Origin of the sequence: Actinocrinis sp., from assembly GCF_035938995.1 — a bacterium.
Classification (GTDB): Bacteria; Actinomycetota; Actinomycetes; order Streptomycetales; family Catenulisporaceae; genus DASZGI01.
The window spans coordinates 1-15,246 of the sequence record NZ_DASZGI010000002.1; the positions used below are offsets into that span (position 1 = coordinate 1).

Consider the following 15,246-nt stretch of genomic DNA (forward strand, 5'->3'; position numbering starts at 1 on the left):
TAAAGCGTCGACGGGTGGACGTGCCTGCCCTCCATCAGACAGAACATCTCGCGCGTATAGCGGCTGATCTGGAGCGCCTGCCGATAGAACTCGCCCGTGAACGGGTTCAGCGAGGTCATGATGTCGGCGATCGTCTTGTAACCGTGGATCTTTGCGTTGGGAGCCTCGGCCTTCTTGGCCTTCTCCCAGACGGACGGGTTCGTCTCGCGGACCATGCGCTCGCAGAAGTCGACCCCCACCAGGTTCTCCTGGAAGATGTTGTGGTCGAACATGAACTCGGCCGCCTCGCCGAGGTTGATGACCCACTCTCCCAAGTGCGGCGGCCGCACGCCGAACGCCATGTTTTGTGCGTAGACCGAGCAGCAGCAGTGGTTGTCGCCGCAGATCCCGCAGATCCGGCTCGTGATGAAGTGAGCGTCACGCGGGTCCTTGCCCTTCATGAAGATGCTGTACCCGCGGAAGATCGACGAGGTGCTGTGGCACTCGACGACCTTCTTCTGCTTGAAGTCGATCTTGGTGTAGATGCCGAGGCTGCCCACGATCCGGGTGATCGGGTCCCAGTTCATCTCGACGACACTGGTGTCCTCGGCGGTCCGTTCTTCGGCGACGGTCATCGTCGGTTCAACTCCCTTGTTCGCCGTCCTGCCTCGTCACCAGGTCTTCTGGTAGCCGGTCGTCAGTTCGCCGCCCTTGTGCCGCCACTTGGGCTCCGCGTCGGCGGTGTGCGCGGTGTACCTGCGCAGGGTGCGGATCGCCGTGCCGTACAGGCCGCTGGCCATGGTGGACACCCGCGCGCCCGGGGGCTCGTCCATGAACGGCATGAACTTGTCCGGGAAGCCGGGCATCGTGCAGGCGACGCAGATCCCGCCGACGTTCGGGCAGCCGCCCACCCCGTTGATCCAGCCCCGCTTGGGCACGTTGCACTTGACCACCGGGCCCCAGCAGCCGAGCTTGACCAGGCACTGCGGCGAGCCGTACTCCTTGGCGAACTCGCCCTGCTCGTAGTAGCCGGCCCGGTCGCAGCCCTCGTGCACGGTGGCGCCGAACAGCCAGGTCGGCCGCAGCGCCTCGTCCAGCGGGATCATCGGCGCCTGGCCGGCGACCTGGTAGAGCAGGTAGAGGATCGTCTCGGACAGGTTGTCCGGGTGGGTCGGGCATCCGGGCACGCACACGATCGGCAGCCCGGCCTTGGACCGCCAGTCCCAGCCCAGGTAGTCCGGCACGCCCATGGCGCCGGTCGGGTTGCCCGCCATCGCGTGGATGCCGCCGTAGGTCGCGCAGGTGCCGGCCGCCAGGATCGCGGTCGCCTTGGGCGCGAGCCGGTCGAGCCATTCGCCGGTGGTCATCGGCTGGCCGGTCGCCGGGTTGTTGCCGAAGCCGCACCAGTAGCCCTCGGACTTGATCCCCTCGTTCGGGATCGAGCCCTCGACCACCAGGACGAACGGCTCGAGCTCGCCGCGGTCGGCCTTGTGCCACCATTCGATGAAGTTGTCCGCGCCCTGCTCCGGTCCGCATTCGTAGTCGATCAGCGGCCAGTGCACGGACACCTTGGGCAGGCCGGGCAGCGCGCCGAGGACGATCTCCTCGATACTCGGCTGGGTGGCCGCGGTGAGCGCGACCGAGTCCCCGTCGCAGCCGAGGCCTCCGTTCATCCAGAGGATGTGCACCACCGGCTCGGGTGCGGGGTCGTCTCCCGCCGCCGGGGTCTGGCCGGCCTGCGTGGCTGTCGTCATCGACCGCCACCTCCTCGCTTCCGCCGCCGCATCCGCGAACCGGGCCGCACCCGGGGTCCCTGGCGCGGATCCGGGGTCCGGTCCTGCCGCGGCCGACGAATATGAGGTGGCGCCTTAAATGGCGCCGATATGCGCACCGTACGTCAATAGTGTCCGGTCGGCAATACACTGGAGATCGGTCCGGGACATTTGTGTCCGCGCCGCGGACGGAGCTGGCAGGGTTCGGAATCGTGCAGGCTGGGCGGTACGTTAGGGTGAGTGCGGGAGGATCCGCGCGGGTACCGCGGGAGGCGTGGTGGGCGGCGAGGAATACCAGGGGAAAGGGATCGAGGTATTTCCCTTGATCGTGCTTTCGCGGATATTTCCGGCCCGCCCTTCCGCGATTCCGGAAATCCGGGAATTCGTCCGCGGGGCGCTCGCCGAGTCCCCGATGGCGGCGGCGGACGCCCGCGAGGTGGACCGCGCGGTCTCCCGCGCGCTGCTCGACGCGGCCGGACCGGTCGGGCGCATCCAGGTCGCGTTCCGCGTCTTCCCCGACCACATGGAGGTGGACGTCCTGCACTCGGAGGGCGTCTCCGGCGAGCCGACCATCTCCGAGCTGGGTGCCGCGGCGGAGCGTGCCCGCGCCCGCCCGCAGGTCCCGGCGCATCGGACTCCCGAGGCGGGCGGCGCACCGGCCGGGCACCGCCACGGCCAGCCGGCCACCTTCGCCGAGTGGATGACGAACCTGCTGGAGCGTCAGGGCGTGAGCCGGGAGGCCGCCGCGGAACAGCTCGGCGTGTCGGTCAAGACGGTGGGCCGCTGGATCGGCGGCGAGACCGAGCCGCGGCTGCGCGATCTGCGCCGGATTCAGGCCGAGTTCGGCGAGCTGCCCTTCTCGTGACGCGCCGCGTACTGGCGGTACCCGAGCGGGCGACCTAGCGTGGACGGCATGTCCGGCCCCGTGCGACTCGGCCCGTCCGACGGACGCCTTGTCCTGCGCACCTATCGCGAGGGCGCGGCCGCGCTGGTCGGCCACGATCTCGTGCTGGAACTCGCGCTCTGGTCCGGCGTCGCGACACCGCCGGGCACCGAGGGCGGTCCCGCCCTAGAAGTACGCGTCGACCTCACCTCGCTGCGCGTGCTGGAGGGGACCGGCGGCGTCAAACCGCTCGGTGACCGGGATAAGCGCGACATCGTCGGCAACGCCCGCAAGTCCCTCGACACCGAACATCACGCGGAGGCGGTCTACCGGTCCACCGGATTCACGCCGACCGGGGACGGCGGCGTGTTCGACGGCATGCTGACCTTGCGCGGTGTGGACCGACCGCTGCGCGTGACGATCACCCGGATGGCGCAGGGCGGGTATCGGGCCGGGGCCACAGTCCGCCAGACTGACCACGGCATCAAGCCGTACACCGCGTTTTTCGGCGCGCTCAAGCTGCGCGACACCGTCGAGGTCGAGGCGCGGGTCGACGCGGATGTCGACGCCGCTGATCCGGAAGCGCCGGACGCATGAAGTTCCTGGTGTTGTGGCGGGTCGAACTGAGCCTGGTCTCGCGCGAGATGGCCGCCGCGGTCGCCCGGATGCCCGCGTACGCGGCGGCGCTGCGGCGCGACGGGAAGCTGGCCGCGCGCTACCACCTGGTCGGCCAGCACGGCGGCGCCTGGATCTACCAGGTGACCTCGAACGAGGAGCTCGAGCGGCTGATCGGCCTGGCCCCGGTGTACAACTTCGCCCGCTACGAGGTGCTTCCGCTGGCCGAAATGCCGGACGACGAGTGGATTGATCCGGGACACGCGGATTAGCCGATTCGCCGATTGACGCCGCCGTGGGCCGGACGCAAAATCTTCAGAGCCTGGAGACGGCGGCGCGACCAATGGCGGTGGCGGCATGCGGACCGAAGGACAATCCCTTCCGCGCGAGCGGCACTGGATCTGCGCCCGGCGGCTGCGCGAGCGCCGGGTGGCACTCGGCCTCACTCAGCTCGAGGTGGCGCAGGCGCTTCGTCGGCAGGGCCTCGACCTCGGCAATCGCACCCTGAGCGCGATGGAGCACGGCCACGCCCTCGATGTCGGCTGGCTGCCGGAACTCTCCGCCGCGCTCGACTGCACCACCACCTACCTGCTCGGGATGACCGAGGATCCGCACGGGTGGCAGCCCTCGCCCGCCACGAATTCGATCCTCGAGCCGCTCACGCCGGTACCGGAAGCCCCAGACAGAGACAACGCAGGCAGGAACGACGCGGGCAGAGGCGGCACAGACACAGACGACACAGCCACGACTGTGCACCACGGCTGGATCCTCGGGCCGAACGTCCCCGACCGGAAACCGGCGGGCGGATAAGGACGGGGGACCGCGATGAACGCGCACGTCACACCGTCGAGCTGTAGACCATCGACTCGGGGCCGGGCCCGCCACGCCGCACTGCTCGCGCTTCTGGCCTGCCTGGCCCTGATCGTCGCCGCGTGCAGTTCCAACTCCTCGACTCAGCCCTCGGCCCTCTCCCAGTCCGCGGCCTCGACCGCGCCGCCGTCGCTGACCCTTTACACCTCGGTGACACAGAACACTGTCGACTCGGTCGTCGCCGGGTTCAAGTCCGTGCACCCGGGCGCGAGCGTGACCGTCTTCCGCGCGACCACCGGCGCCATCAACGCCCGCCTCGCCGCGGACGAGCGCACCGGCGGCGTGCGCGCGGACGTCATCTGGGGCACCGACCCGCTCTCGATGCAGGCCTACGCCGCGCAGGGCCTGCTGCGCGATAAGCCCATCGCCTCGCCGACCGGGATCCCGACGCAGTACGAGACGAACGCGCTCTATCCAACCCGCCTGCTCTACGTGGTCATCGTTGCCCGCAAGGGCCTGACTCCGCTGCCCGTGAGCTGGTCCGACCTGACCAATCCGGCTTACCGCGGAAAGGTCGCCATCCCCGATCCGGCCGCAGCCGGATCCGCGCTCGCCGCCCTCGGCTACTTCGCCACGGCGCCCGGTTATGGGATGAGCTACTTCCAGCAGCTGAAGTCCAACGGCGCCGTCCAGGTCGCCACCGTCCCCGAGGTGGTCACCGACGTGGCGCAGGGCCGCTACGAACTCGGCATCACCCTCGACTCCGAGGTGCGCACCGCCGCCGCGGCCGGGTCGCCGGTTCAGATCGTCTGGCCCACGCCCGGGCCGATTGCGCTCTACAGCCCGATCGCGGTCACCACCGCGACCAAGCGGGTCGCTGCCGCCGACGCGTTCCTCGACTACGTCCTGTCGAGCGATGCGCAAAAGCGCATCGCCGCGACCGGCTGGCAGCCGGTCCTTCCGGGCATCGCCGGACCGCCGATCCCGGCCGGGGTCGTTCCGGTCTCCGCCGACTGGCCGAGCCTGTTCGGCCAGCAGAAGGCCCTGCTCCAGCAGTACCAGGCCCTCTTCGGAAGCTGAGATGGCCGGCCGGACCGCAGTGCGCGCCGGCGCCGCCCTCGTGGCCGCCGGGCTGCTCGCCGCGCTCGCCGGGGCGCCGCTGGTCGAACTGGCCCGGATCGCGGCGGAACGCGGCTGGCGCGCGGCTTTCGACGCTCTCGGCTCCGCGCAGAACCTCGGTGCGCTACGCAATACCCTGATCGTCGGGTGTGCGGTGACGGCGGTGGCCGTGGCCTGCGGCGCGGCTGCCGCGCTGGCGGTCGAGCGCCGGCCGCTCCGCGAGCGGCGCCTGCTGCGGCTGGCCGTCGCCGCGCCGCTGCTCACGCCGGAGTTCGTGCTCGGATTCAGCTGGTCGCGGGCCTACGGGCCAGCCGGATTCACGGACCGCTACCTGCACGTCCAACTGCCCGGCCTCCTCGGGCCCACCGGGATCATCGTCGCACTGTCCGCTCACGCTCTTCCACTCGCGTACCTCGTGGTGGCCGCGAGCCTGGCCACCCGGCCCGTCGGCCAGCTCGAACGCGCGGCGCACGCGTCCGGCGCGGGCACGCTCACCGTCCTGCGCACGATCACGCTGCCCCTGCTGCGCACGCCCCTGCTCGCGGCCGCCGCCCTCGTATTCGTGACCTGCGTCAACAGCTTCGCCATCCCCGAAGTGCTCGGCACACCCGCCGGATTCTCGACCATGTCGACACTCGTCTACGACGACCTGAATCTGTCCGCTGATCCCGACGCCTTCCGGCAACTGGCCGCCGTCGCGCTGACGATGGCGGCGCTGGTGCTTGTGGTCATCGGTGCGGCAGACGTCGTACTGGGCGGGCCGCAGACAGCCGAGGCCGCTGGTCGCGTCACTTCGACGCCGTCAGCGGTCGCGCGCCGGTCCCGGACGGCGACCTGGACGCCCCGGGTACTCGTCACGGCGTTCGCCCTATTCGCGGCGGCGATCCCGCTCGTCGTGCTGGCCGCCGACGCGATCACCCGCGCTCCCGGCCTCAGCCCCGCCCCGTCGCACTGGACGCTGGCCAACTTCAGCGCGGCCATGGCCGGCGAGACGGTCCCGGCCCTGGCCCGCAGCCTCGCGCTGGCCGCGGCAGCCGCCGTCCTCATCCCGGCGATGAGTCTGGCCGTCGTCGCGACGGGTCCCCGGGTGCGCGGCCCGCTCGGCACCGCCGTCACCCTGGCTTACGCGATCCCGGGCTCCGCGCTCGCCGTCGGGGTGCTCATCGCATACGGACGCTGGTTCGTCGGTTCCGCGCTGATCATCCTCATCGCGTACGCGGGCAAACTCTGGGCCCTCGGACACCGGCCCGTCGCCGCGGCCGCCGCCCGGCTCGATCCGGCGCTGACCCGCGCCGCGCGAGCGAGTGGCGCCGGACCGTTGACCGCCTGGCGGGCCGCGACGCTGCCAGGCCTGGCACCGGCGCTGGCGGCGGGCGGCGCGCTCGTCCTGATCTTCGCCAGCCACGAGCTGACCATGTCCAGCATCCTTTACGGGCCCGGAACGCAGACTCTCGCCGTCGTGGTGCTCAACCAGCAACAGCTGGGCCAGACCGGGCCTACCAGCGCGTTGGCCCTGGTCCTGGGTATCCCGCCGCTGCTCGCCGGGTTGGCGCTCGCGCACGGCCGCCGCACCGCTGCGGCTGCGAACGCGACGTCGAGGCGCCCAACCACGGCCGCAATCCCAGTCACGGCGGGCACCGCATGAACCGGGCGACAGAACCTGACGCCGCCGCGGGGGCGCTCGAATGCCGCGGTCTGGCGGTCGGCCGCGGCTCCGTGCCGGTCGTCGAAGACATCGAGCTGTCCGTATCCAAGGGCGGACTGCTGGCCGTGCTCGGTGCGTCCGGCAGCGGGAAGACCACCCTGCTCGACACGATCGCGGGCTTCATCCCGCCGCTCCGCGGAGAAGTCCGGCTCGGCGGCCGACTCGCCTCGGATCCGCAGCGCTGCGAGCCCCCTGAGCACCGCTCGGTCGGCGTCGTCTTCCAGCACTACGCCCTGTGGCCGCACATGTCAGTACTCGACATCGTCGGCTACCCGGTCCGCCGGGCGGGGCGCGGGAGAAGCGAGGCACGCGCGCAGGCGGCCTCGCTGCTCGAACGGCTCAGCGTCGGCGCGCTGGCGCACCGCCGCCCGGCCGAGCTGTCCGGCGGCGAGCAGCAGCGGGTCGCGCTGGCCCGGGCCCTGGCCCGCCGCCCGGCGCTGTTCCTCTTCGACGAGCCGACCGCCCACCTCGACGCCCCGCTGCGCGCGGTCGTGCTCGACGAGGTGGCCCGGCACCGCGCCGAGAGCGGGGCGGCCGCGGTCTACGCGACCCACGACGCCGCCGAGGCCCTCGCGATCGCCGACCTGGTCGCGGTGGTCGATCGGGGGCGCCTCGTCCAGGTCGGGCCGCCGCTCGCGGTCTACCAGTGCCCAGCGGACTTGCCCACCGCGCTGCTCACCGGGCCCGCGTGCGTTCTGGACGCCGCCGCCCGCCCGCTGACCGACGGAACCGCGGAGGTCACGATAGGTGGGGCGACGGCACTCGTGGCGTGCGCGGCGGACGACTTCGGATCCCAGCCTGCGCCCCGCCTGCTGGTCAGGCCCGACTGGGTCGCCCTCGACGGACCCTTCGACGCCGTCGCCGCCCGGGTCCGCTTCCGAGGTCCGCACACCGACTACGCCCTCGACACCCCGGCCGGCCGTCTCGACCTGCGCGTCACCGGGCCGCCCCGACACGCCGTCGGAGACCGGCTGACCTGGTCGCTGTCGCGCATCTGGCCGCTGCCCGGCCCGGCGAGCGCAGCCGAGGCGCCACCGACCGGCGCCGACGTGTTCCCCACGGAAACTCCTGCGGATATCGTCCAGTAGAGGAGTACCGACGGTGCACGAGCTGGCGATCACCCAGAGCATCGTGGAAGCCGTGACGCAGCGGCTGCCCGACGCGCAGGTCACCCGCGTGTGCCTCGTGATCGGCAAACTGTCCGGCGTTTCCGTGCCGTCCGTGGAGTTCTGCTTCGGCCCGACGACCGAGGGGACCGCGCTCGCGGGAGCCGAACTGCAGGTGGAGCAGACCGGCGGCCGGGTGCGGTGCCGGCACTGCGGCGACGAGTTCCCCTGCGACGACCTGCTCGCCGTCTGCGCCTGCGGGAGCGTGGAACTCGAGGTCATCGCCGGGCAGGAACTGCTCATCCGCTCGGTGGAGGTGCGCAACCATGTGTGAGACCTGCGGCTGCGGTGAAGGTGCCACGACGACCGTCACCGATCTCGGCGTCCCGCGCGCGCACGAAGACACCCGCGAGCACGAGCATGATCACGCCCGCCAGCACCACCACGACCACGACACCCACGACTCCGGCGCACAGACGGTGACCCTCGAAGAACGCGTGCTCGCCAAGAACGACCTGCTGGCCGACCGCAACCGGGAACGCCTCGCCGCGCTCGGCGCCGTCGCGGTCAACGTGATGGGCTCGCCCGGCGCCGGAAAGACCGCCCTGCTCGAGCGGACCGTGCGCGAGCTCGGTCCCCGTACTCCGCTCGCCGTCGTCGAGGGCGACCAGGAAACCCTGCTCGACGCGAAACGCATCGCGGCGGCGGGCGGCCGGGTGGTGCAGGTCAACACCGGTGCGGGATGTCACCTCGACGCGGCGATGCTGGCCGAGGCGCTCGACCGGCTCGCGCCGAGCCGCGGCGCGCTCGTCCTCGTCGAGAACGTCGGGAACCTCGTCTGCCCGGCGCTGTTCGACCTCGGCGCCCGCACCGCGGCTGTCCTGTCCTCGGTGACTGAAGGCGCTGACAAGCCACTCAAGTACCCGCACATGTTCCGCGCCGCCGACGCCGTCGTGCTGACGAAGATCGACATCCTGCCCTACGTCGACTTCGACGCCGACCAGTTCATCGCCAACGCCAGGAAGGTGCACCCGGGCATCGAGGTCCTGCGCCTGTCCTCGGTCACCGGCGAGGGCCTTGACCAGTGGTTCGCCTGGCTGGACCGCGCACGGCTCGCCGCAGCGTGACACAGCAGCGGAAACGGGAAGGTGCGTTCGGCAGCGGATTCGACCAGCTCTTCGTCAGCTTTCCGCGGCCAGCCGCGCGAGGTTCGCCAGCGACCGACGGATGACGTCGGTCTGGGTCTCCAGACGGTGCGCCTCGGACGGCGGGATCTCCACATGCACCGCGATCTCGGTCGCCGCGCCGCCGTCGCGCGGGGTGAGCTGCCAGCTGAATTCCAGGTCGGACACAAGGCACGAGATCTCGACCCGACCCCGGGCCCGGCTGGTGCGCAGTTCCTGCGGCATCGGGAAGTCGGGGTACCCGTCCGGATACATCGTGTACGCGCCGCCGTCATCGTCATGGTCATCGTCACTGCCGCTGCCGCTGCCACCGCCCGGCTCGATCGTCGCGACGCCGACCCACCAGTCGGGGAACCGGGCCGGATCGTAGAGCAGCTTCCACACCTCCTCAGGGGGTGCCGCGGCGGTCGTCCGCTCGTCGAAAGCCGGCATGTTCGCTCTCCTCCCTCCTTGGGTTTGCTCGCTCAGGTGTCCAGCGCGGCCAGTTCGGTCTCGATCGCGGCCAGCTCCCACTCCGGCTCGGTGAGCGAGCTGAGCGGCGGGCGGCCGAGGTCGATCAGGGCCGCGACATAGCTGTCGCCGGTCGCGGCGTTGCCCAGGCGTCGCCGCCATCCCTCCGACGCCTCCGTGAGGCGGGCGCGGGCGCGCTCACGGTCGCCACGTGCGGCGGCGGCCAGGCCCTGCACCCGATTCATCCGTGCGACGAGGGTGTCGGGGAAGTCGCCCGGCGCGACGGGTTCGAGCGCTGTTTCGCGCAGTTGCCGGTCCGCGGCGTCGTACTGTCCGGCCCGCACCAGGGCCTCGGCCAGCCACAGCCGGGCGAGCGGCCTGCTGACCGGCGCCCCCAGTTCCAGCGACCGGGTCAACAGCCGTACCGCGTCGGCGGTGTCGCCGCAAGCCAGGGCGAGCAGGCCGCGGTCGTGGTCGGCGAGTCCTTCGAGTTCGGCGCGGCCGACGCGCTCGGCGAACTCGGCCTCGGCTCGGCAAGCGACGCGAGCCTCGTCCAGCCGGCCGAGCCGGCGCAGGAGGGTCGCGCGGGCCGAATGCGCGTAAACGCACGGCCGGAGCAGCCCGTTCGGTTCGACCAGCGGCAGGCAGCGGTCGGCGAAGTCCAGCGCCCGCTCGAAGTCGCCCGTGCACGCCGCCGCGCTCGCGGCGTTGATCAGGCAGGAGTACGCCATGTCGGGGCGCCCTGCCCGTCCGGCCGCGGCGCTGGCGGCGACGAGCGGAGCGTAACTCTCCGCGAACCGCGCGGACCTGATCAAGGCATGCGCGCGGGCGAAGCCGATGTCGTGAGTAAGCAGATCGCTGGGCGCCTCACGCCGACCGAGGGCGAGGTCGACGTCGCGCAGCAGCCACCCGCATTGCGCGGGGTCGCCGGCGACGGCTTCAGCCCACGCCAGACCGGCGAGAGCCTCGGCACGTGCGTAAGGATCGGCGGATGGATCGCGGTCGAGGACGTCGAGTGCGCTGCGGTAGGCGCGCCGCGATTCGCGGGGGTAGCACAGCCCTCCGCGCAGCCACCGGCCGCGCCGCAGCCATGCGCTGATCAGGGAACCGTCGTCGTCCGGGGCGATCAGCTCGAGCGCCCGGCCGAACGCCGCGTCGGATTCCTCCTGAAGCCCACGCCACGCCTCGACCTCGGCCAGTTCCACGTACAGGTCCGCGTCGTGCGGATCGATCGCGACGGCCTCGTGCAGGAACCCGGCCGCCTCCGGCAGCGCGCCGACTGCCCGCGCGTCCGCCGCCGCCCTGGCCAGTTGGCCGACCGCGAGGGTGTCGCGTCCGGCCAGGCGGAGGTGCCGGGCGATCTCGGCGGCGCGCCGCCCGCCGGCCGGACCGCCGGCGCGACGGCGCAGCAGCTCGGCGAAGGAGTCGTGCAGCCGGGCACGTTCTGGATCGGGAAGGTCGCGGTAGACCGCCTCGGCGAGCAGCGCGTGACGGAAGCCGATCATGCCGGATCGCGCACGCAACAGGTCCGCGCCCAGCGCCTCGGTCTCGGCACGCTCCGGGTCGGGCAGCGGCAGCGTGAGCAGGTCGGCGTGCTCGACGTCGCGGCCGGCCACCGCGAGCAGTTCGACGAGCCGGCGCGCCGCGGGGCTGAGGCGGTAGACGGCGGCGCGGGTGGCCTCGGCGAGCCCGAGTACCGGTTCGCCGCCGTGCGAGCACGCGAGCGCGGCCTCCACGGCGAGCAGCGGGCTGCCGCCGGACGCCGCGGCGATCTGCTCGACGGTGGATCCGGGCAGGTCGACGACGCTGTGGATGAGCTGTCGCACCGTGGCGGTGGGCAGCGGCGTGAGGTCGAGCGAGCGGCGCAGCGCTCCCCGGGCGCGCAGGGCGGCGAGCGCGGCCTCGAGGTCCGGCCGCGGCGGCAGGCGGCGGCGGGTGAGCAGAAGCAGGACGGGAAGGCGGGTGATCCGCCGGCCGACGTAGACGGCGAGCTCCAGGCTCGACGGGTCCGCGGCGTGCATGTCCTCGAGTACCAGCAGGACCGGGCCCTCCCGGGCGGCGCGGATGACCAGGCCGGCGACCGCCTCGAAGACGCGGACGCGTTCGAGTTGCGGTTCGGCGGCCGCATGGCCGACTAAGACTGGGGTGTCGGGCGACGCGGGGTTCGGTGCGGCGGCAGGGAGGTCCGCTGCGGCGGCGGGCACGAGGCGCGCGAGGTACGGTGCGGCGGCCGGGTCGATCGCCGACCGGTCGAGCTGTGTGATCAGGTCGCCGAGGGCTTCGGACCACACGGCGAGCGGCGTCGGTGCGCCCGCGCCGCCGCCCGCGGTGCCGGTTGCCGTCATCGCCCCGGGGAACCGGCCGGCTTCGGCGCGCAGTGCTTCGCAGAGCCTTGTCTTGCCGATGCCTCCCTCGCCGGCCACGACGACAACGCCGCCGCTCTCGTAGTGAGTCCGCTGCCACAGGAGGGTCAGGACGCCCAACTCGACGCCGCGGCCGACCAGCGGTTGAGAGTCGATCGGCCTGTTCAGCGGCGCGTCGGCGGCGTTGATCCGCGCCGCGGCGCGGACGGGCTCGGGACCGCCGCGCAGTTGCAGCGCGAGGGCGGTCGTGGCCGGTGACGGCGCACAGCCCAACTCCGCCCGAATCCGGCTGCACGTGCGCTCATAAAGCTCCAGCGCCGCGGCTACGTCGCCCGCCGCTGCCAGCAACCGCATCGCGTCTCGGCAGACACTCTCGTCGAGCGGTCTGAGCTGTAGCAGCCATTGTGCGGCGTTGAGTGCTTCCGCGCCGCGGCCGTCGGCTTCGGCCTCGCGCGCCAGAGCGCCGAGCACGTTGGCGAGTCGGGCGAGGTGGCTCTCCCGCGCCACACCGGCCCATTCGTCGTCGAAGCCGTCGAGCAGTTCACCCCGGCACAACGCGACCGCTTCGCCGAAGTGCCCCGCGGCGGCCAGCCGGTCGAATTCGCGCACGTCGACGGTCAGACCCTCGCCGTCCAGGGCCACGGTTTCGCGGTCCGCGGACAGATACGCCCCGCCGTCCGGACCAAGGGACGCCCGAAGCGCCCACACGGCGCTGCGCAGACTCGCCCGGGCGCTCGCGTCGAGCACGTCGGGCCAGAACTGGGCGGCGAGCCGGGAGCGCGGGTGGCGGCCGGGGCGCAGGGCCAGCCAGGCGAGCAGGGCTCTGGCCCGCCTGCCGGCCGGCGGCGCGATCCGCGTGCCGTCCCGCCCGATCTCCAGCCCGCCGATCAAGCGGATCGCCAACATGTTGAGGCCAGCTTAGGACGGACCCGCCGAAATGGCGCCCGATCTGCGCGTTGACGTTCGATTGACGGTGCCGCCGGATGCTCGGGTCAACAGATCCCCATGAGAAGAGAGGAACGGATCATGAGCACCCTCCACGAGGCGGCTGCCGGCTCCCCCACGACCGCTCAGTTCGACGCCGCCGCTTTCCGCCGCGCGATCGAGGAGCGCGACGGGGCCGCGGTGCGGTCCTTCTACACCGACGACGCCGAGCTGGTCGTCGTCGACCGCGAGGCCCAGCCGAGCAAGCCGCGGGTGCTGCGCGGCAGCGTGGCGATCGGCGCCTACTTCGACGACGTGTGCGGCCGGGACATGACGCACAAGATCGACCGCCTCGTGCTCGGCGACGGCGGTGCGGCGTATCTCGAGACCTGCGCCTACCCGGACGGGACCAAGGTGCGCTGCGCGGCCGTTCTCGACCTGCGCGACGGGCGGATCGTGCGCCAGTCCGGCGTGCAGGCGTGGGACGAGTAGTCGCGGCAACACGCAGAACTCCTCGCCGCCGTGCCGGCCCGCGATGTCGGCGTCGCGGATCAGATCCGACAACGTGTCCGCCCCGCCGACCAGGACCTGGTCGCCGTTCGCCTCGGTGAGGTGCGCTGAATCCGCCAGTGGCCTCATTGCGGGAACGCGAGCAGGTGAGCGACGTCTGGCGCGAGTCGATGTCGGTCGCGCAATACGGCTGACGAGCGGTGCTGGCGATGCTGCGGCGCTCGACGAGGTGGTCAGCCCCACCAGAGGGGGGCGCAGGCGGTGGCTGCGGCGACGAGGTCGTCCCTGGTGACGGTGTCGTCGGCGAGCCAGGCAGCGATAGCGCCGGCGAAACCGTTGGCCATGAATGCGGCGACGATGGCGCGGTTGGCACGCGGGACGTCGGGGTGGGTTGATCGGGCGATGAACGCCACCGTGTAGTCGGCGAAGTGGCGCACCAGGGCGTCGTATACGCCGCGGTCTTCGGGGTTCTGGAGCGCTTGCCGGTAGACGGCTGTGAACCGCTCCACGTGCTCGGCGACTTCGGCGGTTGCCAGGCGCAGCATTTCCGCGGGCGAACGCGAGCCCTCGGCCCGGAGCTGCTGCTCGCGGCGGTGGCCGCGGTCGAGGTCCGCGTAGAGCACCTGGATGAGCAGGTCCAGGGGAGAGTCGCACCGGTTATAGACCGTCGCCCGGGTCACCCCGGCACGTTCGGCGAGCGCGGCGACGGTGATGCGTGACACCGGCTGCTGCGCAGCGAGCTCGACGATCGCCTGCTCCAGGCTGCGCACGGTCCGGGTGATGCGCGGATCGGTATGAGCAGCCACCCGTTGCCTCCTCGCCGTTGCCAACCGCCACATCCTATGATCTTATACAGGTGTCAAATAGTTTCGTGAAGGGACCCCTATGACCGCCCCCGCCACGATCTCACCCCAGCAGGCCGCCGACCGGCTGGCCATCCGCGAACTGTTCGACGCCTACGCGCACTGCGCCGACCGACGCGACGCAAAGGGCCAGATGGCGCTGTTCACCGAGGACACCCGCTTCGTGGTGTACATGGACGCGAAATCGGCCGAGCCGACCCAGGAGCTGCACGGCCGCGAGGCTCTCGCCCCGGTGTTCGACGACCTCAACCAATACGCCGCCACCACGCACTTCAACGGGCAAAGCACCGTACGGCTCGACGACGACACCGCTACCGGCGAAAGCTACTGCATCGCCCACCACCTCACCGTCGGCGAAGACGGCCGCCGGACCTTGATGATCGCCTCCATCCGGTACCTCGACACATTCGTCAAGCAGGACGGCCAGTGGCTCTTCGCCGAGCGTCGGCTCATGGTCGACTGGACCGAGACGCGGCCATCCACTCCCTGATCGTCCGGCGCTCGTCGAAGGACGAATAAGGACCCGCATAGGCGGGGCCGCCCGGTTTGTGCCGGGCGGCCCCTGGTGTGGTGCGGGTGGTGGGTTAGCAGTTGCCGATGTCGCTGGTCGAGGACGCGATGACCACGTCCAGCAGCCCGAGGGCCTTGATGTGTACGGCGTTGACCGTCAGGCCCTGGTCGGCGCCGGTCACCGGGATCTGCTCGTTGAGCACCAGGGTGACCCCCAGCACGCTGATCGTGGTGTTCGCGCCCGGGTGCACCGCCACGTTCAGCGGGATCCCGCCCACGCTGATCGACGCGATCGTGACCGCGCCGACCGATCCGGCGCAGCCGGTCGAGGAGGAGGACTGCACCACCCCCACCTTGATCACCGGCAGGCCGAGCACCCCGATCGTGGCGTCCTGCACGGACGCCGACGCGGCCGCACTGCCCGGGTCCACCGCGGTGACGACCTTCGCGCAC

General features: G+C 71.7%; 17 protein-coding genes and 1 pseudogene. 11 read left to right on the forward strand and 7 right to left on the reverse strand.

All coding sequences use genetic code 11. The features are described 5' to 3' along the window. On the reverse strand, nucleotides 1-614 hold a 614-nt coding region (locus tag VGZ32_RS00135; protein WP_326883653.1), incomplete at its 3' end, for a nickel-dependent hydrogenase large subunit. A 36-nt stretch (nucleotides 615-650) separates the two neighbouring features. Continuing rightward, nucleotides 651-1,652 carry a hydrogenase expression protein HypE gene (locus tag VGZ32_RS00140; protein ID WP_349263425.1) on the reverse strand — a complete coding sequence of 334 codons (1,002 nt, stop codon included), beginning with the start codon at nucleotides 1,650-1,652 and terminating at the stop codon, nucleotides 651-653. Nucleotides 1,653-2,028: 376 nt separating this feature from the next. Here VGZ32_RS00140 and VGZ32_RS00145 point away from each other — a divergent pair, with 376 nt between their 5' ends. The 9 genes from VGZ32_RS00145 to hypB all read left to right on the forward strand — a co-directional run bounded on the left by VGZ32_RS00145 (nucleotide 2,029) and on the right by hypB (nucleotide 9,116). Then, nucleotides 2,029-2,616 (forward strand): helix-turn-helix domain-containing protein, encoded by a 588-nt coding sequence (locus VGZ32_RS00145; RefSeq protein WP_326883655.1) that lies wholly within the window; start codon nucleotides 2,029-2,031, stop codon nucleotides 2,614-2,616. Nucleotides 2,617-2,664: 48 nt separating this feature from the next. Further along, nucleotides 2,665-3,231, forward strand: a complete 567-nt coding sequence (locus tag VGZ32_RS00150; protein ID WP_326883657.1) for a YceI family protein — start codon at nucleotides 2,665-2,667, stop codon at nucleotides 3,229-3,231. Next, complete coding sequence (locus VGZ32_RS00155) at nucleotides 3,228-3,521, forward strand: muconolactone Delta-isomerase family protein (protein ID WP_326883658.1); 294 nt, start codon at nucleotides 3,228-3,230, stop codon at nucleotides 3,519-3,521. The genes VGZ32_RS00150 and VGZ32_RS00155 overlap by 4 nt, the downstream gene beginning before the upstream one ends. An 85-nt stretch (nucleotides 3,522-3,606) precedes the next feature. After that, nucleotides 3,607-4,059, forward strand: a complete 453-nt coding sequence (locus VGZ32_RS00160; protein WP_326883659.1) for a helix-turn-helix transcriptional regulator — start codon at nucleotides 3,607-3,609, stop codon at nucleotides 4,057-4,059. Between the two features lie 15 nt (nucleotides 4,060-4,074). Then, nucleotides 4,075-5,139, forward strand: coding sequence for an extracellular solute-binding protein (locus tag VGZ32_RS00165; RefSeq protein ID WP_326883660.1), 1,065 nt, complete (start codon nucleotides 4,075-4,077; stop codon nucleotides 5,137-5,139). Nucleotide 5,140: 1 nt separating this feature from the next. Beyond that, entirely contained in the window at nucleotides 5,141-6,823 is a 1,683-nt protein-coding gene (locus VGZ32_RS00170; RefSeq protein WP_326883661.1) for an ABC transporter permease, read from the forward strand. After that, nucleotides 6,820-7,971 carry an ABC transporter ATP-binding protein gene (locus VGZ32_RS00175; RefSeq protein ID WP_326883662.1) on the forward strand — a complete coding sequence of 384 codons (1,152 nt, stop codon included), beginning with the start codon at nucleotides 6,820-6,822 and terminating at the stop codon, nucleotides 7,969-7,971. Before VGZ32_RS00170 ends, VGZ32_RS00175 begins: the two co-directional genes overlap by 4 nt. A 13-nt stretch (nucleotides 7,972-7,984) precedes the next feature. Beyond that, the gene (locus VGZ32_RS00180; RefSeq protein ID WP_326883663.1) at nucleotides 7,985-8,323 is read left to right on the forward strand and encodes a hydrogenase maturation nickel metallochaperone HypA; all 339 of its coding nucleotides are present in this window, start codon (nucleotides 7,985-7,987) and stop codon (nucleotides 8,321-8,323) included. Continuing rightward, entirely contained in the window at nucleotides 8,316-9,116 is an 801-nt protein-coding gene (gene hypB, locus VGZ32_RS00185; RefSeq protein ID WP_326883664.1) for a hydrogenase nickel incorporation protein HypB, read from the forward strand. Before VGZ32_RS00180 ends, hypB begins: the two co-directional genes overlap by 8 nt. 54 nt (nucleotides 9,117-9,170) lie before the next feature. Here the strand turns inward: hypB and VGZ32_RS00190 are convergent, their stop codons facing one another. Both VGZ32_RS00190 and VGZ32_RS00195 read right to left on the reverse strand, forming a co-directional pair. After that, a complete protein-coding gene (locus tag VGZ32_RS00190) occupies nucleotides 9,171-9,605 on the reverse strand; it encodes an SRPBCC family protein (protein ID WP_326883665.1) in 435 nt (144 codons plus the stop codon). 32 nt (nucleotides 9,606-9,637) lie between these two features. After that, the gene (locus VGZ32_RS00195; RefSeq protein ID WP_326883666.1) at nucleotides 9,638-12,892 is read right to left on the reverse strand and encodes an AAA family ATPase; all 3,255 of its coding nucleotides are present in this window, start codon (nucleotides 12,890-12,892) and stop codon (nucleotides 9,638-9,640) included. A 120-nt stretch (nucleotides 12,893-13,012) separates the two neighbouring features. On the opposite strand from VGZ32_RS00195, the gene VGZ32_RS00200 reads away from it, so the two are divergent. Then, entirely contained in the window at nucleotides 13,013-13,402 is a 390-nt protein-coding gene (locus VGZ32_RS00200; RefSeq protein ID WP_326883667.1) for a nuclear transport factor 2 family protein, read from the forward strand. An 18-nt stretch (nucleotides 13,403-13,420) separates the two neighbouring features. Here the strand turns inward: VGZ32_RS00200 and VGZ32_RS28520 are convergent. Both VGZ32_RS28520 and VGZ32_RS00205 read right to left on the reverse strand, forming a co-directional pair. Next, nucleotides 13,421-13,549, reverse strand: a pseudogene (locus tag VGZ32_RS28520) (hypothetical protein); the annotation flags it as partial. A gap of 104 nt (nucleotides 13,550-13,653) precedes the next feature. Beyond that, on the reverse strand, nucleotides 13,654-14,226 hold the full coding sequence (locus tag VGZ32_RS00205; protein WP_326883668.1) for a TetR/AcrR family transcriptional regulator: 573 nt from the start codon (nucleotides 14,224-14,226) through the stop codon (nucleotides 13,654-13,656). Nucleotides 14,227-14,305: 79 nt separating this feature from the next. Between VGZ32_RS00205 and VGZ32_RS00210 the strand changes: the two genes are divergently transcribed. Next, on the forward strand, nucleotides 14,306-14,773 hold the full coding sequence (locus VGZ32_RS00210; RefSeq protein ID WP_326883669.1) for a nuclear transport factor 2 family protein: 468 nt from the start codon (nucleotides 14,306-14,308) through the stop codon (nucleotides 14,771-14,773). A 94-nt stretch (nucleotides 14,774-14,867) separates the two neighbouring features. Here VGZ32_RS00210 and VGZ32_RS00215 read toward each other — a convergent pair. Then, a partial coding sequence (locus VGZ32_RS00215; RefSeq protein ID WP_326883670.1) for a choice-of-anchor P family protein occupies nucleotides 14,868-15,246 on the reverse strand: 379 nt, incomplete at its 5' end.